The sequence below is a fragment of the Lysobacter sp. F60174L2 genome (genome assembly GCF_052547135.1).
The window spans coordinates 407,955-428,410 of record NZ_JBQWRA010000003.1 but is presented as its reverse complement, the minus strand read 5'-3'; the positions used below and the strand labels follow the sequence as shown (position 1 = coordinate 428,410).

The 20,456-nt window shown below is 68.8% G+C and carries 21 protein-coding genes and 1 tRNA gene; 13 read left to right on the top strand and 9 right to left on the bottom strand.

Annotated features, from left to right (window positions below; all coding sequences use genetic code 11):
* Positions 1-100: 100 nt before the first annotated feature.
* Positions 101-1,207, top strand: coding sequence for a tRNA epoxyqueuosine(34) reductase QueG (gene queG / locus ACT9AS_RS10925; RefSeq protein WP_445100360.1), 1,107 nt, complete (start codon positions 101-103; stop codon positions 1,205-1,207).
* 183 nt (positions 1,208-1,390) lie between these two features.
* Here queG and pgi read toward each other — a convergent pair whose 3' ends face one another.
* The 6 genes from pgi to pcnB form a co-directional block, all read right to left on the bottom strand.
* Positions 1,391-2,926 (bottom strand): glucose-6-phosphate isomerase, encoded by a 1,536-nt coding sequence (pgi, locus tag ACT9AS_RS10920; RefSeq protein WP_445100159.1) that lies wholly within the window; start codon positions 2,924-2,926, stop codon positions 1,391-1,393.
* Positions 2,927-2,946: 20 nt separating this feature from the next.
* Complete coding sequence (gene panD / locus ACT9AS_RS10915; protein ID WP_445100158.1) at positions 2,947-3,327, bottom strand: aspartate 1-decarboxylase; 381 nt, start codon at positions 3,325-3,327, stop codon at positions 2,947-2,949.
* A gap of 106 nt (positions 3,328-3,433) precedes the next feature.
* Positions 3,434-4,282 carry a pantoate--beta-alanine ligase gene (gene panC / locus ACT9AS_RS10910; protein ID WP_445100157.1) on the bottom strand — a complete coding sequence of 283 codons (849 nt, stop codon included), beginning with the start codon at positions 4,280-4,282 and terminating at the stop codon, positions 3,434-3,436.
* 9 nt (positions 4,283-4,291) lie between these two features.
* Complete coding sequence (gene panB / locus ACT9AS_RS10905) at positions 4,292-5,119, bottom strand: 3-methyl-2-oxobutanoate hydroxymethyltransferase (protein ID WP_445100156.1); 828 nt, start codon at positions 5,117-5,119, stop codon at positions 4,292-4,294.
* Positions 5,120-5,125: 6 nt separating this feature from the next.
* Positions 5,126-5,662: a 2-amino-4-hydroxy-6-hydroxymethyldihydropteridine diphosphokinase gene (gene folK / locus ACT9AS_RS10900; RefSeq protein ID WP_445100155.1), complete on the bottom strand. Its 537-nt coding sequence runs from the start codon at positions 5,660-5,662 to the stop codon at positions 5,126-5,128.
* A complete protein-coding gene (gene pcnB, locus ACT9AS_RS10895; RefSeq protein ID WP_445100154.1) occupies positions 5,659-7,005 on the bottom strand; it encodes a polynucleotide adenylyltransferase PcnB in 1,347 nt (448 codons plus the stop codon). Before pcnB ends, folK begins: the two co-directional genes overlap by 4 nt.
* Positions 7,006-7,114: 109 nt before the next feature.
* Here pcnB and ACT9AS_RS10890 point away from each other — a divergent pair.
* Positions 7,115-7,190, top strand: a tRNA-Glu gene (locus tag ACT9AS_RS10890).
* A gap of 99 nt (positions 7,191-7,289) precedes the next feature.
* Complete coding sequence (gene fdxA / locus ACT9AS_RS10885) at positions 7,290-7,613, top strand: ferredoxin FdxA (protein ID WP_332614229.1); 324 nt, start codon at positions 7,290-7,292, stop codon at positions 7,611-7,613.
* A gap of 80 nt (positions 7,614-7,693) precedes the next feature.
* Here fdxA and ACT9AS_RS10880 read toward each other — a convergent pair whose 3' ends face one another.
* Positions 7,694-8,323, bottom strand: a complete 630-nt coding sequence (locus tag ACT9AS_RS10880; protein ID WP_445100153.1) for a hypothetical protein — start codon at positions 8,321-8,323, stop codon at positions 7,694-7,696.
* A gap of 16 nt (positions 8,324-8,339) precedes the next feature.
* The gene (gene dapA / locus ACT9AS_RS10875) at positions 8,340-9,242 is read right to left on the bottom strand and encodes a 4-hydroxy-tetrahydrodipicolinate synthase (RefSeq protein ID WP_445100152.1); all 903 of its coding nucleotides are present in this window, start codon (positions 9,240-9,242) and stop codon (positions 8,340-8,342) included.
* A gap of 198 nt (positions 9,243-9,440) precedes the next feature.
* Here dapA and ACT9AS_RS10870 point away from each other — a divergent pair, with 198 nt between their 5' ends.
* The 7 genes from ACT9AS_RS10870 to ACT9AS_RS10840 all read left to right on the top strand — a co-directional run bounded on the left by ACT9AS_RS10870 (position 9,441) and on the right by ACT9AS_RS10840 (position 16,365).
* Positions 9,441-10,001, top strand: coding sequence for an ACT domain-containing protein (locus ACT9AS_RS10870; protein ID WP_445100151.1), 561 nt, complete (start codon positions 9,441-9,443; stop codon positions 9,999-10,001).
* Positions 10,002-10,026: 25 nt separating this feature from the next.
* Complete coding sequence (locus tag ACT9AS_RS10865) at positions 10,027-10,500, top strand: redoxin domain-containing protein (RefSeq protein ID WP_445100150.1); 474 nt, start codon at positions 10,027-10,029, stop codon at positions 10,498-10,500.
* A gap of 124 nt (positions 10,501-10,624) precedes the next feature.
* Positions 10,625-12,022: a PhoH family protein gene (locus tag ACT9AS_RS10860; protein WP_445100149.1), complete on the top strand. Its 1,398-nt coding sequence runs from the start codon at positions 10,625-10,627 to the stop codon at positions 12,020-12,022.
* A 3-nt stretch (positions 12,023-12,025) separates the two neighbouring features.
* Entirely contained in the window at positions 12,026-12,706 is a 681-nt protein-coding gene (locus ACT9AS_RS10855; RefSeq protein WP_445100148.1) for a DUF1275 family protein, read from the top strand.
* 108 nt (positions 12,707-12,814) lie between these two features.
* Positions 12,815-13,627 (top strand): bifunctional hydroxymethylpyrimidine kinase/phosphomethylpyrimidine kinase, encoded by an 813-nt coding sequence (thiD, locus tag ACT9AS_RS10850; protein ID WP_445100147.1) that lies wholly within the window; start codon positions 12,815-12,817, stop codon positions 13,625-13,627.
* Positions 13,628-13,631: 4 nt separating this feature from the next.
* The gene (locus ACT9AS_RS10845) at positions 13,632-14,489 is read left to right on the top strand and encodes an alpha/beta fold hydrolase (protein ID WP_445100146.1); all 858 of its coding nucleotides are present in this window, start codon (positions 13,632-13,634) and stop codon (positions 14,487-14,489) included.
* 82 nt (positions 14,490-14,571) lie between these two features.
* Positions 14,572-16,365 (top strand): sulfatase-like hydrolase/transferase, encoded by a 1,794-nt coding sequence (locus ACT9AS_RS10840; RefSeq protein WP_445100145.1) that lies wholly within the window; start codon positions 14,572-14,574, stop codon positions 16,363-16,365.
* On the opposite strand, the gene galE is transcribed toward ACT9AS_RS10840, so the two are convergent.
* Positions 16,278-17,390 (bottom strand): UDP-glucose 4-epimerase GalE, encoded by a 1,113-nt coding sequence (galE, locus tag ACT9AS_RS10835; protein ID WP_445100144.1) that lies wholly within the window; start codon positions 17,388-17,390, stop codon positions 16,278-16,280. The two genes, ACT9AS_RS10840 and galE, sit on opposite strands and share 88 nt — an antisense overlap.
* A gap of 129 nt (positions 17,391-17,519) precedes the next feature.
* Between galE and ACT9AS_RS10830 the strand changes: the two genes are divergently transcribed.
* The 3 genes from ACT9AS_RS10830 to ACT9AS_RS10820 are packed head-to-tail and all read left to right on the top strand — an operon-like array spanning position 17,520 to position 20,451.
* Positions 17,520-18,137 carry an XrtA/PEP-CTERM system exopolysaccharide export protein gene (locus ACT9AS_RS10830; RefSeq protein WP_445100143.1) on the top strand — a complete coding sequence of 206 codons (618 nt, stop codon included), beginning with the start codon at positions 17,520-17,522 and terminating at the stop codon, positions 18,135-18,137.
* The gene (locus ACT9AS_RS10825; protein ID WP_445100142.1) at positions 18,134-19,711 is read left to right on the top strand and encodes an XrtA system polysaccharide chain length determinant; all 1,578 of its coding nucleotides are present in this window, start codon (positions 18,134-18,136) and stop codon (positions 19,709-19,711) included. The genes ACT9AS_RS10830 and ACT9AS_RS10825 overlap by 4 nt, the downstream gene beginning before the upstream one ends.
* The gene (locus ACT9AS_RS10820) at positions 19,708-20,451 is read left to right on the top strand and encodes a polysaccharide biosynthesis protein (protein ID WP_445100141.1); all 744 of its coding nucleotides are present in this window, start codon (positions 19,708-19,710) and stop codon (positions 20,449-20,451) included. Before ACT9AS_RS10825 ends, ACT9AS_RS10820 begins: the two co-directional genes overlap by 4 nt.
* Positions 20,452-20,456 lie beyond the last annotated feature (5 nt).

Here is a 20,456-nt window from a genome sequence, read left to right as displayed (position 1 = left end):
GCGACTCGACCGGTGCGTCGCTGCCCGGGACGGCGTTGATGTCGTTTGGGGCCGCTGCGGTCATGCCGTCGATTCTATACTTGCAGCCATCGTGAACCCCTTGCCGCACACCGCCGAAAACCCGCGTGCGAACGACGCCGGCGCCTCCGATCCCGTCGTGCTGGCGCAACGCATCCGCGAGATCGCCCGCGAGGCCGGTTTCCAGCGCTGCGGGATCAGCGGCATCGAGCTCGGCGACGACGAGGCGCACCTGCGCGACTGGCTGTCGCAGGGTCTGTACGGCTCGATGGGCTGGATGGCGCGCCATGGCGACATGCGCTCGCGGCCGGCCGAGTTGATCCCGGGTACCTTGCGGGTGATCTCGGTCGGGCTCGACTACGGTCGCCGCGACGACGAGGAGGCCTGGCAGACGCTGGCCGACGGCGAGCGCGCCTATGTCGCGCGCTATGCACTCGGTCGCGACTACCACAAGCTCATGCGGCAGCGATTGCAGAAGCTCGCCGAGCGCATCGCCGCGATGGTCGGGCCGTTTGGCCATCGCGTGTTCGTCGACTCCGCGCCGGTGCTGGAGCGCGCGCTGGCGCGCAACGCCGGGCTGGGCTGGATCGGCAAGCACACCTGCCTGATCGACCGGGACGGCGGCAGCTGGTTCTTCCTCGGAGAAATCTACGTCGATCTGCCATTGCCGGTCGACGTGCCCGCGACCTCGCATTGCGGCACCTGCACGCGCTGCATCGACATCTGCCCGACCGGCGCGATCACCGCGCCGAACCGGCTCGATGCCCGGCGCTGCATTTCCTACCTGACGATCGAGCACGAGGGCCCGATCCCGACCGAACTGCGCGAACCGATCGGCAACCGCATCTTCGGCTGCGACGACTGCCAGCTGGTGTGTCCATGGAACAAGTTCGCCAAACGCACCGACGAGCCGGATTTCCGTGCCCGCAACAACCTCGACGAAGCGAGCCTGGCCGAACTGTTCGCGTGGACCGAGGCGGAATTCCTGCAGCGGACCGAAGGCTCGGCGATCCGTCGCAGCGGCCATTCGCGCTGGCTGCGCAACATCGCGGTGGCCCTGGGCAATGCACCGTCCACGCCGGATGTCGTGGCGGCACTGCAGTCGCGGCGCGATGTCGAGGATGCCGTGGTACGCGAGCATGTCGAATGGGCACTGACCCGCCACGGCGCAAACCGTCCGCAGGAGTGACCTGTAGGAGCGACGTAAGTCGCGAAGTCGAGAGCCCAGCGGAAACTTGGGAACACGTTTGCGAAGTGGCGGCCGGAGGCGCTTCGGGGCCATCCACGAAGGCCCGGTTGCGCCGCTGCGGATGTGTCGTGGATTTCGCGACTTACGTCGCTCCTACAAATTCACCTTCACGGCCCTTCCGGGTCAGTCCCGCAGCCGCCGGATCAGTTCGCGCGTCACCGGGTCGTCCGCTTCGGCTTCACCGCGTACGGCGGGCAGCAGGCCGTCGGCCACCTGCTTGCCCAGTTCGACGCCGAACTGGTCGAACGGATTGATGCCCCAGATCACGCCCTGCACGAACACGCTGTGCTCGTACATCGCCAGCAGGGCGCCGAGCGAGCGCGGTGTCAGGCCATCGAGCAGCAGCATCGTGCCCGGTCGGTTGCCGGGGTACGCGCGATGCGGGTCCTCGCTGTCCTGGCCGTTGGCGAGCGCCTCGGACTGGGCCAGCAGGTTCGCGAGCAGGGCTTCGGCGTTGTCGCCACCGGCCGATGCGTCGCGGGCGCCGTCAACGACGCCGATCATGTCCATCGGCACCACCTGGGTACCCTGGTGCAGCGCCTGGAAGAAGCTGTGCTGGCTGTCGGTGCCGACCCCGCCCCACCAGGCCGGCGCGCTGTCGACGGCGAGTCGCCCGCCGTCGACGCGCACCGATTTGCCGAGGCTTTCCATCACCAGTTGCTGCAGGTAGTTGGGCAGCAGGCGCAGGCGGTCGGCGTACGGCAGCACGGCATGCGTCGCCAGCCCGAGGGCGTTGCGGTTCCAGACCGCGGTGAGGGCGTGCCAGAACGCGAGGTTGCCGCGAGGCGGCGTGCGCAGCACGTGCTCGTCCATCTCGGCGGCGCCGCCAAGCAACGCCTCGAAGCCGTCCATTCCCAGCGCCAGCGCGATCGGGAAGCCGACCGCCGACCACAGCGAGTAGCGACCGCCAACCCAGTCCCACATCGGCAGGATGCGTTGCGGCGGGATGTCGAACGCCTCGCGGGCACGATCGACATTGGCGGTGATCGCATACAGCCGGCCGTCGTCACCGGTCGCGCCCGTGCCCAGCCACTCGCGCAGGAGCCGGCCGTTGAGCAGGGTTTCCTGGGTGCCGAAACTTTTCGAGATCAGCAGCACTGCGGTGCGGGCCGGGTCGAGTTGCGCCATCAGCGCCCTCGCGGACGCCGGGTCGACGTTCGACAGGAAATGGATCCGCAGACCCTGCTCGACCGGCGACGCCAACGCGTCGACCACCAGCCGCGGGCCGAGGTCGGAGCCGCCGATACCAACGCTGACCACATCGGAGACGCCACTGGCGCGCAGTTGCGCCGCGAGCGCACGCATGCGGTCGTTGGCCTCGCGCGCCTGTGCGTGTGCATCCCGCGTCACGCCGGATTGCGACAGGTTGCCGCGCAGCGCCGTATGCAGCGCGGGCCGGTGCTCGGTGGCGTTGACCGGTTCGCCATCGAACATCGCGCCCAGGCGTGCAACCGCCTCGGCGGAATCGGCCAGCGAGAACAGTGCGTCGAGCGCGTCGCGGTCGTAGCGCTGGCGGGCGAAGTTGGCGTACAGCGGACCGACCTGCAGCGCCATGTCGCTGGCGCGTGCCGGGTCGTCGCGCAACAGCGCCGCGATCGGCCGGTCGGCCAGTCGCGCCGCGTGCGCGCGCAGTTGTTGCAGTTGCTGGATGACCGTCATCCGGTGCACCCCGCCGCCGGTCAGGCGGCCTGCGCCGGGATCGACGTGTTGGTGTGGGTCAGCTTGTTGTCGCCGTCGACGTACACCAGGGTCGGCTTGTACTTCGCCGCCTCGGCCTCGTCGAACTCGGCGTAGGCGCAGATGATCACCAGGTCGCCGGGCTGCGCGCAGTGGGCGGCGGCGCCGTTGACCGAGATGATGCCGCTGCCCTCTTCGCCGCGGATCGCGTAGGTCACGAAGCGGTGGCCGCTGTTGACGTTGTAGATGTGGATCTGCTCGTACTCGCGGATGCCGGAGATATCGAGCAACCGGCCATCGATCGCGCAGGAGCCTTCGTAATGCAGCTCGGCGTGGGTCACGGTGGCGCGGTGGATCTTGGCCTTCAGAAGGTTCAGTTGCATCTCGATCGACTCCGACCGCGGCATGCGGGCGTTCAACAAGTGCCCAGTTTATCAGCGCATGGCGCGGCGCAACATAACGGCGGTGGAATGGCGACAGACCGGCGTCTCAGGGCTCGAACTCGAGGTTGTCGATGAGGCGCGTGCGGCCCAGCTTCGCCGCCACCAGCGCCACTCGGGGGCCGCCTTCTCCCGCTCCGGGCTCGGTCAGGTCGGGCCGACGCACGACGGCGTAGTCGACCTCGAAGCCCTCGTCCGCCAGCCGTTTCGCGGCATCGGCTTCGACCTGGTCCCGTGGCACGCCGGCGCGCATGGACTCGCGCATCGCCTGCAGGCAGCGCTGGATCCCCGCCGCGACCGGGCGCTCCGACGCCGACAGGTACTGGTTGCGCGAACTCATCGCCAGCCCGTCCGCCTCGCGCAGGATCGGCGCGGCCACCAGCTCGACCGGGAACGCGAGGTCGCGCACGAGGTAGCGGATCACCGCGAGCTGCTGGTAGTCCTTGCGCCCGAACACCGCCAGGTCCGGCTGCACCTGGTTGAACAATCGCGCGACCACGGTTGCCACGCCATCGAAGTGGCCAGGCCGGTGCGCGCCTTCCAGCATCCCGGTCACCACCGGCACCCGGACCTGCACCGTCGCTTCCGGCCCGTACGGGTACATCGTCTCGACCGACGGCAACCACAGCAGGTCGGCGCCTGCCGCATCCAGACCCGCGGCATCGGCCTCGGGGGTCCGCGGGTAGCGGGCGAAATCCTCGTGCGGCCCGAACTGGGTCGGGTTGACGAACACGCTGGCGACGACCCGGTCGACGCGTCCGCGCGCCAGTTCGACCAGCGAGTGATGCCCGGCGTGCAGGTTGCCCATGGTGGGCACGAGCCCGACCCGCAGCCCGGTGCGTTTCCATGCGTCGACGCGCGCGCGCAGGTCGGCCAGTCCGGTGACGGTTTCGATCATGGTGGGTGGTCAGGCGTAGGAGTGGTCGGCGTCGGGGAAGCTGCCGTCGCGCACGGCATCGGCATAGGCCTGCATCGCGCCCACCACCGAGCCGCCTTCTGCGAGGAAGTCCTTGACGAACTTCGGCCGGCGATGGCCGCTGTCGAGGCCCAGCGCATCGTGCAGCACCAGCACCTGGCCGTCGCACTGCGGTCCGGCGCCGATGCCGATCGTCGGGATGTCGAGGTCGGCGCTGATCGCGGCGGCCACCGGTGTCGGAACGCATTCGAGCACCAGCAGTTCGGCGCCCGCCGCGGCAACCGCGGCGGCATCCGCGCGCAACTTGTCCGCGGCGGCCTCGTCGCGGCCCTGGACCTTGTAACCGCCCAGCCGCAGCACCGATTGCGGGGTCAGCCCGAGATGTCCGCAGACGGGGATCTCGCGTTCGACCAGATGGCGGATCACCTCGCACTTGTGGCCCGCGCCCTCGATCTTGACCATGCCCGCGCCGGCCTGCAGGAACCGTGTCGCCGCGTCGAGCGCGCGCTCCGGCGAGGCGTCGGCCTGGAACGGCATGTCGGCCACCAGCAGCGCGCGCGACAGGCCGCGGGCGACGCAGGCGGTGTGGTAGCTGATGTCGTCGGCCGTGACCGGCAGGGTGCTGTCGCGCCCCTGCACGACCATGCCGAGCGAGTCGCCGACCAGCACCAGGTCGATGCCGGCCTGGTCGATTGCGCGCGCGAAGCCGGCGTCGTAGCAGGTCAGCATTACCAGCCGGCGGCCGTCGTGCTTGGCCTCGCGCAGCATCGGGACGGTCCATGGCTTGCCGGCGGGTGCGGATGGGGTCGAGGTGTACATGGGCGATCAACCGGCCGCGCGGGGGGGCGGCGGAGCGTCATACGTTAGCGCTTCGATGTCTTCGCTGGGAATCGTCGACAGCGCATCGCGCGCCGCGCCGACGCCGGGAATCCATGCGTCCGGTGCGATCTGGAGCAACGGCAGCAGGGCGAAGGCACGCTGGTGCAGGTAGGGATGCGGCACGCGCAGGCCGGGCTCGTCGATGACCGCATCGGCATACAGCAGCAGGTCGAGGTCGAGCGTGCGTGGGCCCCAGCGGTCGGAACCATCCTCGCGGCGCTCGCGACCGGCGGCGCGTTCGATGTCCAGCATCGCCGCCAGCAGGTCCCGCGCGGCCAGCGTGGTTTCGAGCATGGCGACGGCGTTGGTGAAGTCCGGCTGGTCGGTCATGCCCCAGGCCGGCGTGCGGTACAGGCCGGACGCGCGACGCAGCCGGATACCCGGCGTCCGGCCGAGCGATTCGAATGCGGCCTGCAGGATGCCGGCACTGTCGCCGAGGTTGCTGCCGAGGCCGACGTAGGCGACGACCACCGGGGCGTTCATTCCCCGGCAGCCACCGACGCGCCGCGACGACGGCGGCGGCGCTTGCGCGGGGCGCGCTCCTCGCCATCATCCCCCTGCCCGGCCGTCGCCTCCGGATCGATTCCGTCATCCGCCGGATCACCCGCCTGCGCCTGCATGTCCCGCCAGAACGCGACGTCCGCCGCGTGCTCGTCGGACGCGGTCAGGCGCAGGCTCAGGAAGTCGAAGGCGGCGCGGAAACGGGGATGGGTAAGCATCCGCGATACACGCTTGGGCTGGCGCAGGGAGAAACGCGACTGCAGCAGCCAGATCTCCTGCATCGGCAGCGAGAACCTGCGCGGCAGCGCGACCATCGACAGCTGGTGCACGGTGACCCGGTCAGCCGCGCGGCGCTGTGCCTCGGCGGCATGCACGCCCTGCGCCTGCAGCGCCATCAGCGCGCGGCAATAGGCCGGCCACAGCAGCAGTGCGAACAGGAACGCCGGCGACACCGGTTCGTCGTTGGCGACCCGCCGGTCGGTACCTCGCAGTCCTTCAAGCACCATCCGCCGCAGCGCGCCGCTGCGGTTGGCCTTCATCGCCGCGGCGCTTTCCGGCAGCAGCGCCGGCAGCAGGCCGTGGCGCTCAAGACGAATGAAGCTCTCGACGGCGTGCCCGGACAGGAACAGCTTGAGGCACTCCTCGAACAACCGCGCCGGCGCCGCCTCCGACAGCAACGGCGCCAGCACCGGGATCGGCGCGGCGGTCGCCGCCTCGATCTCGAAATGCAGCTTGGCCGACAGCCGCACCGCGCGCAGCATCCGCACCGGGTCCTCGCGGTAGCGGGTCTCGGGATCACCGATCAGGCGCATCAGGCGGTTCTGCACGTCCTCGAAGCCGCCGGTGTAATCACGCACCGAGAAATCCTCGATCGCGTAATACAGCGCGTTGGCAGTGAAGTCGCGGCGGACCGCGTCGTCCTCGATGGTGCCGTAGACGTTGTCGCGCAGCAGGCGCCCGCCTTCGTGGGTCTCGCGGTCGCCGCTGCCGTCGTCGACGTTGGCGCGGAAGGTCGCGACCTCGATGATCTCGCGGCCGAACACCACGTGCGCCAGGCGGAACCGCCGGCCGATCAGGCGGCAGTTGCGGAACTGCTGGCGGACCTGCTCCGGGGTGGCGTCGGTGGCGACGTCGAAGTCCTTGGGGTTCCCCCCGACCAGCAGGTCGCGGACCGCACCGCCGACCAGGTAGGCCGAGAACCCGGCGTCACGCAGGCGGTACAGCACCCGCAGCGCGTTGGGGCTGATGTCCTTGCGCGAGACGTTGTGCTGGTCGCGCGGGATGACCCGGAGACCGGGATTGGGAAGTGGTTTCTGGTCTGGCATCGAGCGGGCGTCGCCGCGTTGGAATTTTTTCAAGGATACCCGTTGCCGGGCGCAACATAGCCCCCTATACTAGCAGGCCGCGCAACGTTGAGAGTCCGGCGCGGAACCTGCTCCCTTCGTCTAGAGGCCTAGGACGTGGCCCTCTCAAGGCTAAAACACGAGTTCGAATCTCGTAGGGAGCACCATATATCCGGAAGCCCGCGCAGCAATGTGCGGGCTTCTTTCTTTATCGGCTCTGGCCTGGAATCGCTACAATCCGGGCTGGCCAACACGGAACCCGATCCATGCCCTTCGTCGTCACCGAGAACTGCATCAAGTGCAAGTACACCGACTGTGTCGAGGTGTGCCCGGTCGACTGTTTCCACGAAGGCCCCAACTTCCTGGTGATCGATCCCGACGAGTGCATCGATTGCACCCTGTGCGAGCCCGAGTGCCCGGTCAACGCGATCTACCCCGAGGACGACGTCCCCGGCGGGCAGGAAACGTTCGTCCAGCTCAACGCCGAACTGGCGAAGGAGTGGCCGGTGATCACCGCGCGCAAGGATGCCCCGGCCGACGCCAAGGACTGGGAAGACAAGCCCGGCAAGCTGGAACTGCTGGAGCGCTGACGCTCCGGCCTTGCCCAACAGCAGGCGGCAAACAAAAACGGGCGCCCAGGGCGCCCGTTTTTCGTTGCAACGGCGACGCGTCAGTTCGCGCCGAGTGCCGCCTGCAATTGCGCTATCAGCTGCGCCGGCGCCTCACCGGACGCCGGCATGCCGCGCGGGTCGACCGCCGACACGTAGGCACCCGCTTCGACCTCGCTGACCCGGACCAGGAAGTTGACGTCCTGGTAGTTGACGTCGAACACGCCCAGCAGCTGGGCGCGACTGGCCACGCTCACGCCCTCGATGCCGGCGAGCGCGGTGTCGACCCGGGCAAAGGCGTCATCGCGGCTACCCGCCATGTTGAATCCCGCAGCCGCCGCCGGGGTGGCCGTGGCAGTGCCGGCGGATGGCGGGACCGGCGCCGGGGCGGGCGCCGTGCCCGCGGCTTCCGGCGTTGCGGGATCGCCCACGACGGGGGCCGCGGCCGGCGCGGCCGTGGCGGATGCGGCCGCCACGGTGCCCGACGCGGTCACCGACCCGGCCGGCGCACCGGCGGTCGCGCCGGTACGCGGCAGGTCGAGATCGGGCGGCACTTCAAGCGGCCGGTTTTCCGGGGCCGGTGCATAGAGCTCGTTGCTCTTGCGGAACCAGCTGCAGCCGGCGGTACCGGCCAGCGTGACCAGCAGGGCGCCGGCGATCGCGGTGCGGAGCAGTGAACTATTGGAACGCATGGGGGAATCTCCAGGGTCAGGCCGCGACGGCGTCGCAGGCGATTTCAAGCTCGCGGATGGCGGCGGCGATCTTCGCCGCGGCGTCGTGATGGGTTGGCGAGAGTGGCAGCAACGGCAGGCGCACGCCATGGCCGATGCCCTGACGCGCCAGCAATGCCTTGAGCGGGATCGGGTTGGGTTCGACACCGAGGAACCCGTAGATGTCGGCCATGCGGGCGTCCCACCCCGTGGCGGCGTCGCGCTTGCCTTCCTGCGCCAGCGTGCACAGGCGGCGGAAGGCACGCGGCAGCACGTTGGATGCCACCGACACCACGCCATCGGCACCGGCCAGCATCGCGCGGCAGGCGGTCGGATCGTCACCGGTCAGCACCACGAAACCGTCGTCCTTCAATGCCAGCAACGCATCCATCCGCTCGACGTCGTTGCGGGCTTCCTTGATGCCGATGATGCGCGCATGCCCGGCAAGCGCGGCGACCGTATCCGGCAGCATGTCCGTACCGGTGCGGCCCGGCACGTTGTAGAGCACCAGCGGCAATGCACCGTCGTCGGCGACCGCGCGGTAATGCGCTACCAGGCCGGCCTGGGTCGGCCGCACATACGGCGGCGTGACCACCAGCGCGGCGTCGGCACCCATCGCGGCGGCGCGCCGGGTCTGCTCGATGGTCTTTCCGGTGTTGGACAACCCGGTCCCGACCAGCACCGGTATCCGCCCGGCGACCAACTCGACCGCAGTTCGCAGCAGGGTGTCGAACTCGGCGTCGTACAGGGCCGCCGCCTCGCCGGTCGAACCGGCCACGACGACCGCCCCGGTGCCGCCCTGCAACTGCATGTCGAGCAGGCGGCGCCAGGCGTCCAGGTCGATCTCGCCATCGGCGTCGAATGGCGTCGCAAGCGCGGTGATACTGCCGGAAAGTCGCAAGTCGGAAGCCTTTGCGGAGTCGCGTAGGAGGGGGCAGCGTGCGGCGCTGCGGATGGGCCGATGTTACTTGCGGCCCGAAAGCACGGGCAAGTATGCTGGTTTTCAATCACGGTCCGTTCGCGGACCGCCGTTCAGTCTCGGGACCCGTGGTTCGACGCCATCTCCCGGGCCAGTTGCCCATTCCATGCAGGCGCCGTCTTGACCGATTCCAGTACCCGACCGTCGCCGAACGAAAACCACCTTCTGATCAACGCCTACACGACGCATCCGGAATCGCCACTGTTGTCGGTGTCGCGGCGGATCGCCGACAGTGGCTGCAACCTGGTCGATGCGCGGTTGTCGACCGTTGGCCGCGACGTCTCGGTGACCGCGCTGGCGGTCGGCTCGTGGGACGCGATCGCCAAGCTCGAGGCGATGCTGTCGCGGCTGGAGCGCGAGGAAGGCTTCAAGCTGATCTGGTACCGCACCGGCGAGAAGAAGATCCAGTCGGACCTGCTGCCCTACATCGTCGAGGTGGTGGCGGCCGACAAGCCCGGCATCCTGTTCCAGCTGGCCGATTTCTTCGACCGCCAGGGCATCACCATCGAGAGCCTGCACTGCTCGCGCTACCGGGCGATGCAGACCGGTGCCGACATGTTCTCCGCGCAGGTCACCATCGGGGTGCCGGCGAGCATGCACATCGCCGCGCTGCGCGACGACTTCCTGGAGTTCTGCGACCACCTCAACCTCGACGCCATCATGGACCCGATGAAGTTCTGAGGCGCCTGATTCCAAGGAACACGAAATGCTCGACACCGGCGACAAGGTTCCCACCGATCTCCCGCTGGCGCTGTCCAGCGAAAAGACCGTCACCCTCGGCGACTACGCGGGCCAGTGGCTGGTGCTGTACTTCTACCCCAAGGACAGCACCCCGGGCTGCACCACCGAGGGCATCGACTTCAACGCGCTGCTGCCGAAGTTCCGCAAGCTTGGCGCGACCGTGCTCGGGGTCTCGCGCGACTCGGTCAAGTCGCACCAGAATTTCTGCGCCAAGCAAGGTTTCAGGTTCGACCTGGTCAGCGACAAGGACGAGGCGCTGTGCAACGCCTTCGGCGTGATCCGCGAGAAGAACATGTACGGCCGCAAGGTCATGGGCATCGTGCGCAGCACGTACCTGATCGACCCCGAGGGCGTCATCGCGCGGTCATGGCAGCCGGTCAAGGTGCCGGGCCATGCCGACGCCGTGTTCGAAGCGCTCAAGGCTGCGGCGACGCAGTGACCCCAACCACTCCAGTCCATCCCACCACCCCGCTCCGCGGGCACGTGGTGGCTTTGCCGTGCGTGACCGCCCGGCGCATACGTGTTGCACCCCACTCAATGATCCAACCACAGCGGAGCTCGCGATGACGAGAGGCAAGCGGATCTACGTGCTCGATACCAACGTGCTGATGCACGACCCGACCGCGCTGTTCAAGTTCGCGGAACACGATGTCTACCTGCCGATGCAGGTGATCGAGGAGCTCGACAACGGCAAGAAGGGCACCACCGAAGCCAGCCGCAACGCGCGCCAGGTCAGCCGCTTCCTCAACGAGCTGGTCGAGGCCGCCGGTGCCGACAGGATCCAGACCGGCATCCCGCTGGCGCCGCCCAGTGGCCTGAAGCTGCGTGGCCAGGAAAGCGCCGGCTGCCTGCGTTTCCAGACCGACAACTTCGACGCCGGCAAGCGTTTCGGCGCGGTGGTGCCGGACAACGCCATCCTCGGCGCGATCCTCGCGCTGAAGGACGCCGAGCCCGACGTGCCGGTGGTGTTCGTCTCCAAGGACATCAACCTGCGGATCAAGTCGGCGATCGCCGGCATCGTCTCGGAGGACTACGAGAACGATCGTGCGCTCGATGACTTCAGCCTGCTCTACACCGGCGCCACCGAGCTGCCGGAGGACTTCTGGAAGCGCCACGGCAAGGACCTGAAGTCGTGGACCGACAAGGGCCGGACCTACTACGAGATCTCGCGGGTGCAGGACGACGACTGGTATCCCAACCAGTACCTGTACCTGCCCGGCGACGACGAAGCCGAACTCAAGGTCGCGAAAGTCACCGACGACAAGGTCACCCTGCAGATCGTCGACGACTACCGCCACAGCCAGCACTCGGTCTGGGGCATCACCGCGCGCAACCGCGAGCAGAACTTCGCGCTCAACGCGCTGATGGATCCCGAGATCGACTTCGTCACCCTGCTCGGCACCGCCGGTACCGGCAAGACCCTGCTCGCGCTCGCCGCGGGCCTGGCGCAGACGATGGACCAGCAGCGTTACCGGGAAATCATCATGACCCGCGCCACGGTCAGTGTCGGCGAGGACATCGGCTTCCTGCCCGGCACCGAGGAGGAAAAGATGACGCCGTGGATGGGTGCGCTCACCGACAACCTGGAAGTGCTGACCCACAACCAGGAAGGCGGCAGCTGGGGCCGCGCGGCGACCAACGACCTGCTCGCCTCGCGGATCAAGATCCGTTCGCTCAACTTCATGCGCGGGCGCACGTTCCTGAGCCGCTGGCTGATCCTCGACGAGGCGCAGAACCTCACGCCCAAGCAGATGAAGACGCTGATAACGCGCGCAGGTCCCGGCACCAAGATCATCTGCCTCGGCAACGTCGAACAGATCGACACGCCGTACCTGACCGAGACCACCTCGGGCCTGACCTACGCGGTCGACCGCTTCAAGAACTGGCCGCACAGCGCGCACATCACCCTGCGTCGCGGCGAGCGTTCGCGACTGGCGGACTACGCCTCGGAAGTGCTGTAACCGGTGGCCGAACGGCTGGCCACTTGGGTCTGGGTCGGTGCCGCCGCGCTCGCCAGCGTGGCCGGCATCGTCAACGTGGTCGGCTTCCTCGGCTTCCAGCAGCAGGCGGTCACCCACCTGACCGGCAACACCTCGCTGCTGGGGGCGGCGCTGGTCGGCGGCGATGCCGGCATGGCGATCGGACTGGCGGCGATGCTGGCCGCGTTCGTGGCCGGCGCGATGCTCAGCGGGCTGATCGTGCAGGAAAGCACGCTGCGGCTCGGCCGCCGCTACGGCGTTGCGTTGACGATCGAATCGCTGATGCTGCTGGCGGCCATCCCGCTGTTCCGCCAGCAGCACCTGGCCGGACCGATCCTCGCGGCGATGGCCTGCGGCCTGCAGAACGCGATGGCGACCACCTACAGTGGCGCGCTGGTGCGCACCTCGCATGTCAGCGGCATGTTCACCGACCTGGGCATCATGCTCGGCCATGCATTGCGCGGCCTGCCGCTGGGGCGGCGGCGGCTGGCGCTGTGCGTACTCGTGATCAGTTTCTTCTTCCTTGGCGGCGTGGCCGGCGCATTGCTGTTCGCGCGGATCGGCTATGCCTCGCTGTACCTGCCGGCGGCATTGACCGGCTGCACCGGACTGGGCTATTTCGCCTACCGCCAGCTCACCCGCGTACGCGACCCGGGGGGCATCTAGGCCCGTTAAACGCGATCACCGCACCGCCCGCCTGCGCCGGCTCCGCATCGTGGCTGAAAACCCCTCCCGCAAAAGCAGCATCCCGGCGCGTTCGGCGACAATGCCTCCATGGACACCACCGACCCCCGCCCGCCCAGCGCGCTCACCATCGCCGGCTCCGACTCCGGCGGCGGTGCCGGCATCCAGGCCGATCTCAAGACATTCGCCGCCCACGGCGTGCACGGACTCACCGCGATCGCGGCGCTGACCGCCCAGCACACCCGCGGGGTGACCAGGGTGCACGTTCCCGACCTCGGCTTCCTGCGTGCACAGATCGAAGCGTGTTTCGAAGACTTCCGCATCGTCGCGGTCAAGCTCGGCATGCTCGCCAACGCCGATGTCATCCACGCCGTGGCCGATGCCCTGGAACACCACGCGCCCGCCCACGTCGTGCTCGATCCGGTGATGGTGGCGACCTCCGGCGCACGGCTGCTGGAGGCCGCGGCCCTCGACGCATTGCGCACGCGGCTGTTGCCGCTCTGCAGCGTGCTGACCCCGAACCTTCCGGAAGCCGAGCTGCTGCTCGGCCACCCCATCGCCGACCGCGACGCGATGCGGCTTGCCTGCAACGAACTGCTGTCCACCGGCGCCCGCGCGGTGCTGCTCAAGGGCGGACACCTGGTCGACGATGGCGACGTTATCGACCTGCTGGCCGACGGCGACGGGATCCGCGAGATCAGCCACCCGCGCCTGCGGCTCGATGCGCATGGCACCGGTTGCAGCCTGGCCTCCGCCGTGGCGGCCAACCTCGCCCTGGGCAAGCCGTTGCCGGTGGCTTGCAGCGACGCCGCCGACTACGTCCATCGCGCCCTGCGGGGCGGCTACCGGCCGGGCCGCGGCGATGTCGTGGTGCTCGACCACTTCGGCGCGGGCCGGGGCTGAGCCCGTGCGATCGTTCGAGATCGCACTGCGGTCCGATGACGGCCATCAACACCGGTTGCGGGCCTGCGTTCCGGCAGAGCCGTCGGCTGCGTTGCTGTGGCTGCCGGCGCTCGGTGTCGCGGCACGCCATTACCAACCGTTCGCCGAATCGCTGGCGGAACGCGGCATCGCGGTATTCGTGCACGAATGGCGCGGCCACGGCAGCAGCAGCCTGCGTGCCGGCCGGCAACAGGATTGGGGCTATCGCGAACTTCTGGAGCTCGACCTACCGGCGAGCGAAGACGGTATGCGCCGTGCGCTGGGCGACATCTGTGCCGCCGACCTGCCCCGCATCATCGGCGGCCACAGTCTCGGCGGTCAGCTCGCCAGTTGCCGCCTCGCCATCGCGCCGGGCTTTGCCACCCGACTGTGGCTGGTCGCCAGCGGCGCACCGTACTGGCGCGCCTTCCCGCGACCAACCCGCTATGGGCTGCCACTGGCATACCGGTTCCTGCCGTGGTTGGCCGACCGCTGCGGCGCCCTACCCGGGCACCGGATCGGCTTCGGCGGCACCGAAGCCCGCGGCCTGATCCGCGACTGGGCCCGCACCGCGCTGAGCGGTCGCTATGCGGGTGCCGGCATCGAGGTGGACCTGGAAACCTCCTTGGACAAGGTCGACGTCGACATCCGCTCGGTGGTGTTCGCCCATGACTGGCTGGCGCCGGAATCCTCGCTGCGGTTCCTGCTCGGCAAGATGCCGCGGGCAGCATCCACCACCACTGTCCGCATCGACACGGAGTCGCTCGGCACCGTGGCCGATCATTTCGCATGGATGAAGCACCCCGGCCCCGTGGCCAGCGCACTGGCGCAGCCGATCGAATGACCTAGCCCACCGGGGACCGATCGCACCGGCGAATTCCGTTGTCCCGGGTAACGCGCACGCAACCCGGGGGCGATCGGGAACCATGCGAGGGACGGCCAACGTTGCACTGTCCGCCATCAAGGTGCTGCTGCTGGCGGCCTTCATGCTTGGCATCAATCCGCTGCTGCGCGAACGCGTCGCGGACATCGGCGTGCAGCCGGCGTTGCTGGTGTTCCTGGCGGTGTGGGTACTGGCGGGCGTGGCGCTGCTGGCGCTCGCGTTCCTGGCCGGGCCGCTGGCGAGGACCTGCTGGAGCGTGCTGCTGTTCTGCGCGGCCACCATGCATCTCGCCCACGTGGGAATCACCGGCCGACCGCTGGGGTTACTGGACTTCGAGCAGTTGCTGGGCCTGGCCGGGTTTGCCGGCAACCTCGCCGGATTCCATGCGGGACCGATCCTTTCGGCGATGGCCTGGTCGCTGCTCGGCGTGGTCGCCATCAACATGCCGCCGTTCCTGCTGCGGGACCACCCTTCGCACGGTTGGCGGAAGTGGACACGATATGCGCCGGGCGTGCTGCAATGCGTTCCCGTACTCGCCATCGCCACCGTCGTGCATGCCCGCGGCGGGGAAGGCTCCAATGGAATGCCCGGCCAGTACACGGCGCCCGCGTTCGCCTTCGTGCTGGGGCTCGAGCAGGCCGCCGCTCCACCGCCGGAACCGCGTCGAGCGGTCACGCTGGCAGCGGAAGGACTGGCATCGCCCCTGCGGCACATCGCCCTGGTCGTCGACGAAAGCGTGCACGGCGGCTTTCTCGACCTGAACTCCGACCGCGGCGTGGACACCGGACTGCGGTCCGCCTCGGGCACGGTGTCCAATTTCGGCATCGCCTCGTCGATCGCCAACTGCTCGACGACATCGAACGCCGGCCTGCGGTTCGGGATCGGCCGCGACGACTACCTCCGCGACCTGCAGCGCCACCCATCGATCTGGCAGTACGCGCGACGCGCCGGCTATCGCACGGTCTACATCGATGCCCAGCGCCACGGGGGCCGGCTGCAGAACCTGATGACGCCCGAGGAGGCGCGGGATATCGACGCCTTCGTGCAACTGGACAGCGCGACGCCGGTCGACCAGCGCGACATCCAGGCCGGGCAGCGACTGCGCGAGGCACTGTCGCGCACCGAGCCGAGCTTCATCCTGGTCAACAAGATGGGCTGCCATTTCCCGTACGAGGGCAAGTACCCTGCCCGACAGGCACCGCATTCACCGACGATGGCGCGCACCTACTTCGGCAACGAGGGCGACCCGGATATCGCCCTGGCCAGGATCGACGGCGATCGCGAGCGCATGCTGAACAGCTACCGCAACTGCCTGCAATGGAACACCCGGCAGTTCTTCGACCAGGTGCTGCCCTCGCTGCCGCTGGACGACGTGCTGATCGTCTACACCGCCGACCACGGACAGAACTTCCACGAGCCCGGCGAGCCGCACCGGCAGACCCATTGCACCATCGGCCCGGCCGATCCGGACGAGGGGACGGTTCCGCTGGCGACCATAACCGGACACCCGGGCCTGGCCGTGCAACTTGCGCAAGCGGCCAAGCGCAACCACGGCAGGGCCAGCCAGTTCAGCCTGCACCCCACCCTGCTGTGGCTGATGGGCTTTCCGCGCCACCAGCTCACGACCGACCGCGGCTTCGAACCCGACCTGCTGTCGCCCCTCGATGCGGACGGACAACGGTTCCTGTCGACCTTTTTCGTACGGTTCGGCCGGGCGCCGGTGTGGAACAGCATCCGTCCCGACGCGTCTCAGGCATCCGGCAGCGCCATGTCGGCATCCGCCAGCGTGGGCACGGACGCGGGCACGGACGCGGGCACGGATGCAGCCACCCGCTGACCGCGGCGGGCCCGGGACCGGTAACCATCGGGATTGAGCGACTGCCAGTGCCATGCATCGCGACACATCGCGTCCAGCCCGAGCTCCGCCTTCCAGCCCAGCAGCCGCGAGGCCAGCGACGGGTCCGCATAGACCTCGGCCACGTCGCCGGGACGGCGGTCGACGATCGTGTACGGGATCGGCCGCCCCGACGCGGACTCGAACGCCTGCAGCAGCTCCAGCACGCTGATGCCGTGCCCGGTGCCGAGGTTGACGGTCAGCGGACGGCCGGTATCCATCAGGTACTCCAGTGCGTCGACGTGCGCACGCGCCAGGTCGACCACGTGGATATAGTCGCGCACGCCGGTGCCGTCGACGGTCGGGTAGTCGCCGCCGAACACCTGCAGGCGCTCGCGGCGCCCTGCCGCCACCTGGCACACGTAGGGCATGAGGTTGTTGGGGATACCGCCGGGGTCCTCGCCGATCAATCCCGAAGGATGCGCGCCGACCGGATTGAAGTAGCGCAGGTTGGCCACCGCGAATGCGGGGTCGAACCGGCACAGGTCGTCGATCAGCTGCTCGTTGACCAGCTTGGTCCGGCCATACGGATTGGTCACGTCCAGCCGCGCGTCCTCGCGCACGGGCACCGCTTCGGGCGTGCCGTACACGGTGGCCGACGAACTGAACACGAGCCGGTGCACGCCCGCCTCCGACATCGCCTGCAACAGGGCGACGCTGCCGCAGATGTTGTTGTCGAAATACTCCAGCGGACGCTCGCAGGACTCGCCGACCGCCTTGAGCGCGGCGAAATGGATCACCGCGTCGAAACGGTTGGACGCGAACAGCTCCGCCAGCGCGGCGCGATCGCGGATGTCGAAGCGATGGCAGTCGACCGCGGACCCGGTCAACAGCGCCAGCCGCGGCAACACCCCACGACAGCTGTTGGCGAAGTTGTCGACGATCGAAACCCGGTGCCCAAGCGCCGCCAGCGCGACGCAGGCATGCGCACCAATGAACCCGGCGCCCCCGGTTACCAGCACGTGCATGGACACCCCTTCCCGTTCGATCCCGCTCGATACCAACGGCGAGCCGGCCGATAACCGGCAGCGGACAGCCGTGGCCGGCACAGGGACTTCGCTTCGTTTCCCCCTACAGACATCCGGGGATCCACTGCCATGAACGTTGTCCGCACCCTCCTCTCCGCCGGGTTCTGCCTGCTGCTCGCAGCCTGCTCGACCACCGGAACGACCACCGCGGTACCACCGCCCGTCGATGGCGCCATGCCCACCGACTACCTGATCGGCGTGGACGACATCGTCCAGGTGTCCGTCTGGCGCCAGCCGGAGCTGGGCATCACCGTGCCGGTGCGCCCGGACGGCATGATCTCGGCGCCGCTGGTCGGCGATGTCCGCGCCGGCGGGCTGACGCCCGAGGCCGTCGCCAAGGACATCGAGGAGAAGCTGACGGTCTACGTGCGCGACCCGCAGGTCTCGGTGATGCTCACCGACCTGCGCAGCCATGAGTACCTGTCGCGGGTGCGGGTGACCGGCGCGGTCAAGCAGCCGATCTCGATCCCCTACCGCCAGGGCATGACCGTGCTCGACGCGGTGCTCGCGGCCGGTGGCGTCACCGAGTTCGCGGCCCCGGCGCGCTCCGACCTGTACCGCAAGGCGGGCGACGGCACCCGCAGCTTCGGCGTGCGGCTCGACCTGATCCTCAACCAGGGTGACCTGTCGACCAACTTCGACGTGGCCCCGGGCGACGTGATCACCGTTCCGGAGCGCCTGATGTGAGCAACACCAATCTCGCACTGGAGTGGGCGCCCCCGGAACCGGAGTCCCCACTGGCGCTGGTCCCGCCGCTGTTGAAGGAAGGGCGTCGACGGATCGCGATGCTCGCCGGCATCTTCGCCGCCATCGCCCTGCTGGCGCTGGCCGCCGGCCTGCTGCTTCCGAAGCGCTACACCTCCAGCACCAGCATCCTCGTTGAGGACAGCAACATCATCCGCCCGCTGCTCGAAGGCCGCGCGGTGCCCACCGGCGTGTCCAACCGCGCCAGCATCGCGCGCCAGGTCGCCTACAGCCGCAAGGTCATGGACGAGATCCTCAAGACCGGCGGCTGGTGGCAGGACGGCATGGCACCGGCGACCAAGGAGCGCCTGATCGAGGAGATCACCGGCCGCACCGGCGTCACCAACCCGCGCGAGAACCTCATCCAGATCACCTACACCGACCGCGACCCGCACCGCGCCTATGAGGTGACCCGGCGCTTCGCCGAACTGGTGATGGCGGAAAGCCTGGCCGCCAAGGAACGCGAGGGCCGCGACGCGTACGCCTTCATCGACACCCAGGTCCAGCGCTACCACCAGAAACTGGTGGAGGCCGAATCGAACCTCGAGCACTACCGCCAGGCCAACCCGGATGCGCGTCCCGGCGTGGATGCCAACGTGGTGTCCCGCCTCAACGAGCTGCAGCGCCTGGTCGACAACGCCCGCATGGAACTGGGCGACCTGCGCTCCCAGGAGGCCGCGCTGCAGACCCAGCTGTCGGGCGAAAGCGAGATTTCGCTGGCCTCGACCCAGTCGTCGCAGATCCTTGCCCGCATGGCCGAACTGGAGGCCGAGCGCAGCCGCCTGATGATGAGCTACACCGAGCTGCATCCGGACGTGGTGCGGGTCAACCACCAGATGGAAGACCTGCGCAACCAGCTCGAGCGTGCCGACGCGATGGCGGCCAGTGGGTCGTCCGCCACCGCCTCGTCGCTGGGCGGCGTCACGACCTTCAACCCGCTCTACGCGGAACTCAAGAGCAGGCTGGCGCAGGTGCGCACCAGCATCGCCGCGGTGCAGTCGCGGCTCGCGTCGGCGGAAGCGCTGCAGGTGCGTGAAAGCGCACGTCGCAGCCGCATCGATTCCTCCGAGAGCCGGCTTGCGGAGCTGTCGCGTGACTACGAGGTCAACCGCGACCTGTACCAGGACCTGCTCAAGCGCCGCGAGAACGCGCGCCTGTCCATGACCCTCGATGCCGAGCAGAGCGGCCTCACCTTCCGCATCCAGGAGCCCGCACGGGTTCCGGCACGCGGCAACGGCCTGCGCCTGATGCACGTGGCGGCGGCCGGGCTGGCCATGGCGATCCTCGTGCCACTGGGTCTGCTGGTGCTGTACGTGAAGTTCGACCCGCGCGTGCGGTCGCCGCAGCAGATCGAACTCAAGGCCTCGCTGCCGGTGCTGGGCACGGTGCCGCGGCACGTGACCGTGCGCGAGCACCGCCATGACATCCGCAGGTACGCCATCGCGGCCACGCTGTTCATCGTGGTGCCGCTGGCCTATGCCGCGGCGCTGGCGGCCAAACTGGTGCAGACCCTATGAACGACTCATTCATGCCCTCCGTGCCGGCCGAGGGCGACGATGCCGTTGCCGTCGGCGGTCGCGACATCATCCGTCGCAAGGGCGACTGGTCGCTGACTCCGGCCCAACTGGAATCGCGCGCGCTGATCCAGCGCGATGCCCTGTCGCGGCCCGAGGTCGACGCGTTCCGCGAGTTGCGGACCAAACTGCTTGCAATGACCGATGGCAATGCCGTCACCCTGGTCGTCCCGGTCAGCGCTGGCAGCGGTGGCAGCTTCGTCTCGCGCAACCTCGCCGCCGCGCTGGCGTTCGAGGAATCACGGACCGCGCTGCTGATCGACTGCGACCTGCGCAACCCGTCGCAACACACCACCCTGCAGGTCGATCCCGACCAGGGCGGGCTGGTCGACTATCTCGACGGGCCGGACGCACAACTGGCCAGCCTGATCTACGACACCGGCATGCCGGGGCTGCAGTTGCTGCCCGTCGGCAATGCACCCGAGGCCGGCGGCGAATACTTCTCGTCGTTCCGCATGCGGCTGCTGCTGGACACGCTGCGCAGCCACAACCCGGAGTGCCACATCTTCCTCGACGGCCCACCGGTACGCGGCACCCCGGATGCGCGGATCCTCGCCGAGCTGGCCGACGTGGTCATCCTGGTGGCGGGCTACGGCCGCGACACGCCATCCGCGATCGCCCAGGCGGCGGCCAACTTCGCCCCGGAAAAATTCGCCGGCGTCGTCTTCAACGAAGGGGTCTGAGACCC

Excerpts from the sequence above, each read along its gene's own strand:
- pgi (WP_445100159.1), bottom strand. The coding sequence starts at position 2,926 with ATGACGGTCATCCAGCAACTGCAACAACTGCGCGCGCACGCGGCGCGA.
- panD (WP_445100158.1), bottom strand. The coding sequence starts at position 3,327 with ATGCAACTGAACCTTCTGAAGGCCAAGATCCACCGCGCCACCGTGACC.
- panC (WP_445100157.1), bottom strand. The coding sequence starts at position 4,282 with ATGATCGAAACCGTCACCGGACTGGCCGACCTGCGCGCGCGCGTCGAC.
- panB (WP_445100156.1), bottom strand. The coding sequence starts at position 5,119 with ATGTACACCTCGACCCCATCCGCACCCGCCGGCAAGCCATGGACCGTC.
- folK (WP_445100155.1), bottom strand. The coding sequence starts at position 5,662 with ATGAACGCCCCGGTGGTCGTCGCCTACGTCGGCCTCGGCAGCAACCTC.
- pcnB (WP_445100154.1), bottom strand. The coding sequence starts at position 7,005 with ATGCCAGACCAGAAACCACTTCCCAATCCCGGTCTCCGGGTCATCCCG.
- fdxA (WP_332614229.1), top strand. The coding sequence starts at position 7,290 with ATGCCCTTCGTCGTCACCGAGAACTGCATCAAGTGCAAGTACACCGAC.
- ACT9AS_RS10880 (WP_445100153.1), bottom strand. The coding sequence starts at position 8,323 with ATGCGTTCCAATAGTTCACTGCTCCGCACCGCGATCGCCGGCGCCCTG.
- ACT9AS_RS10865 (WP_445100150.1), top strand. The coding sequence starts at position 10,027 with ATGCTCGACACCGGCGACAAGGTTCCCACCGATCTCCCGCTGGCGCTG.
- ACT9AS_RS10860 (WP_445100149.1), top strand. The coding sequence starts at position 10,625 with ATGACGAGAGGCAAGCGGATCTACGTGCTCGATACCAACGTGCTGATG.
- thiD (WP_445100147.1), top strand. The coding sequence starts at position 12,815 with ATGGACACCACCGACCCCCGCCCGCCCAGCGCGCTCACCATCGCCGGC.
- ACT9AS_RS10840 (WP_445100145.1), top strand. The coding sequence starts at position 14,572 with ATGCGAGGGACGGCCAACGTTGCACTGTCCGCCATCAAGGTGCTGCTG.
- galE (WP_445100144.1), bottom strand. The coding sequence starts at position 17,390 with ATGCACGTGCTGGTAACCGGGGGCGCCGGGTTCATTGGTGCGCATGCC.
- ACT9AS_RS10830 (WP_445100143.1), top strand. The coding sequence starts at position 17,520 with ATGAACGTTGTCCGCACCCTCCTCTCCGCCGGGTTCTGCCTGCTGCTC.
- ACT9AS_RS10820 (WP_445100141.1), top strand. The coding sequence starts at position 19,708 with ATGAACGACTCATTCATGCCCTCCGTGCCGGCCGAGGGCGACGATGCC.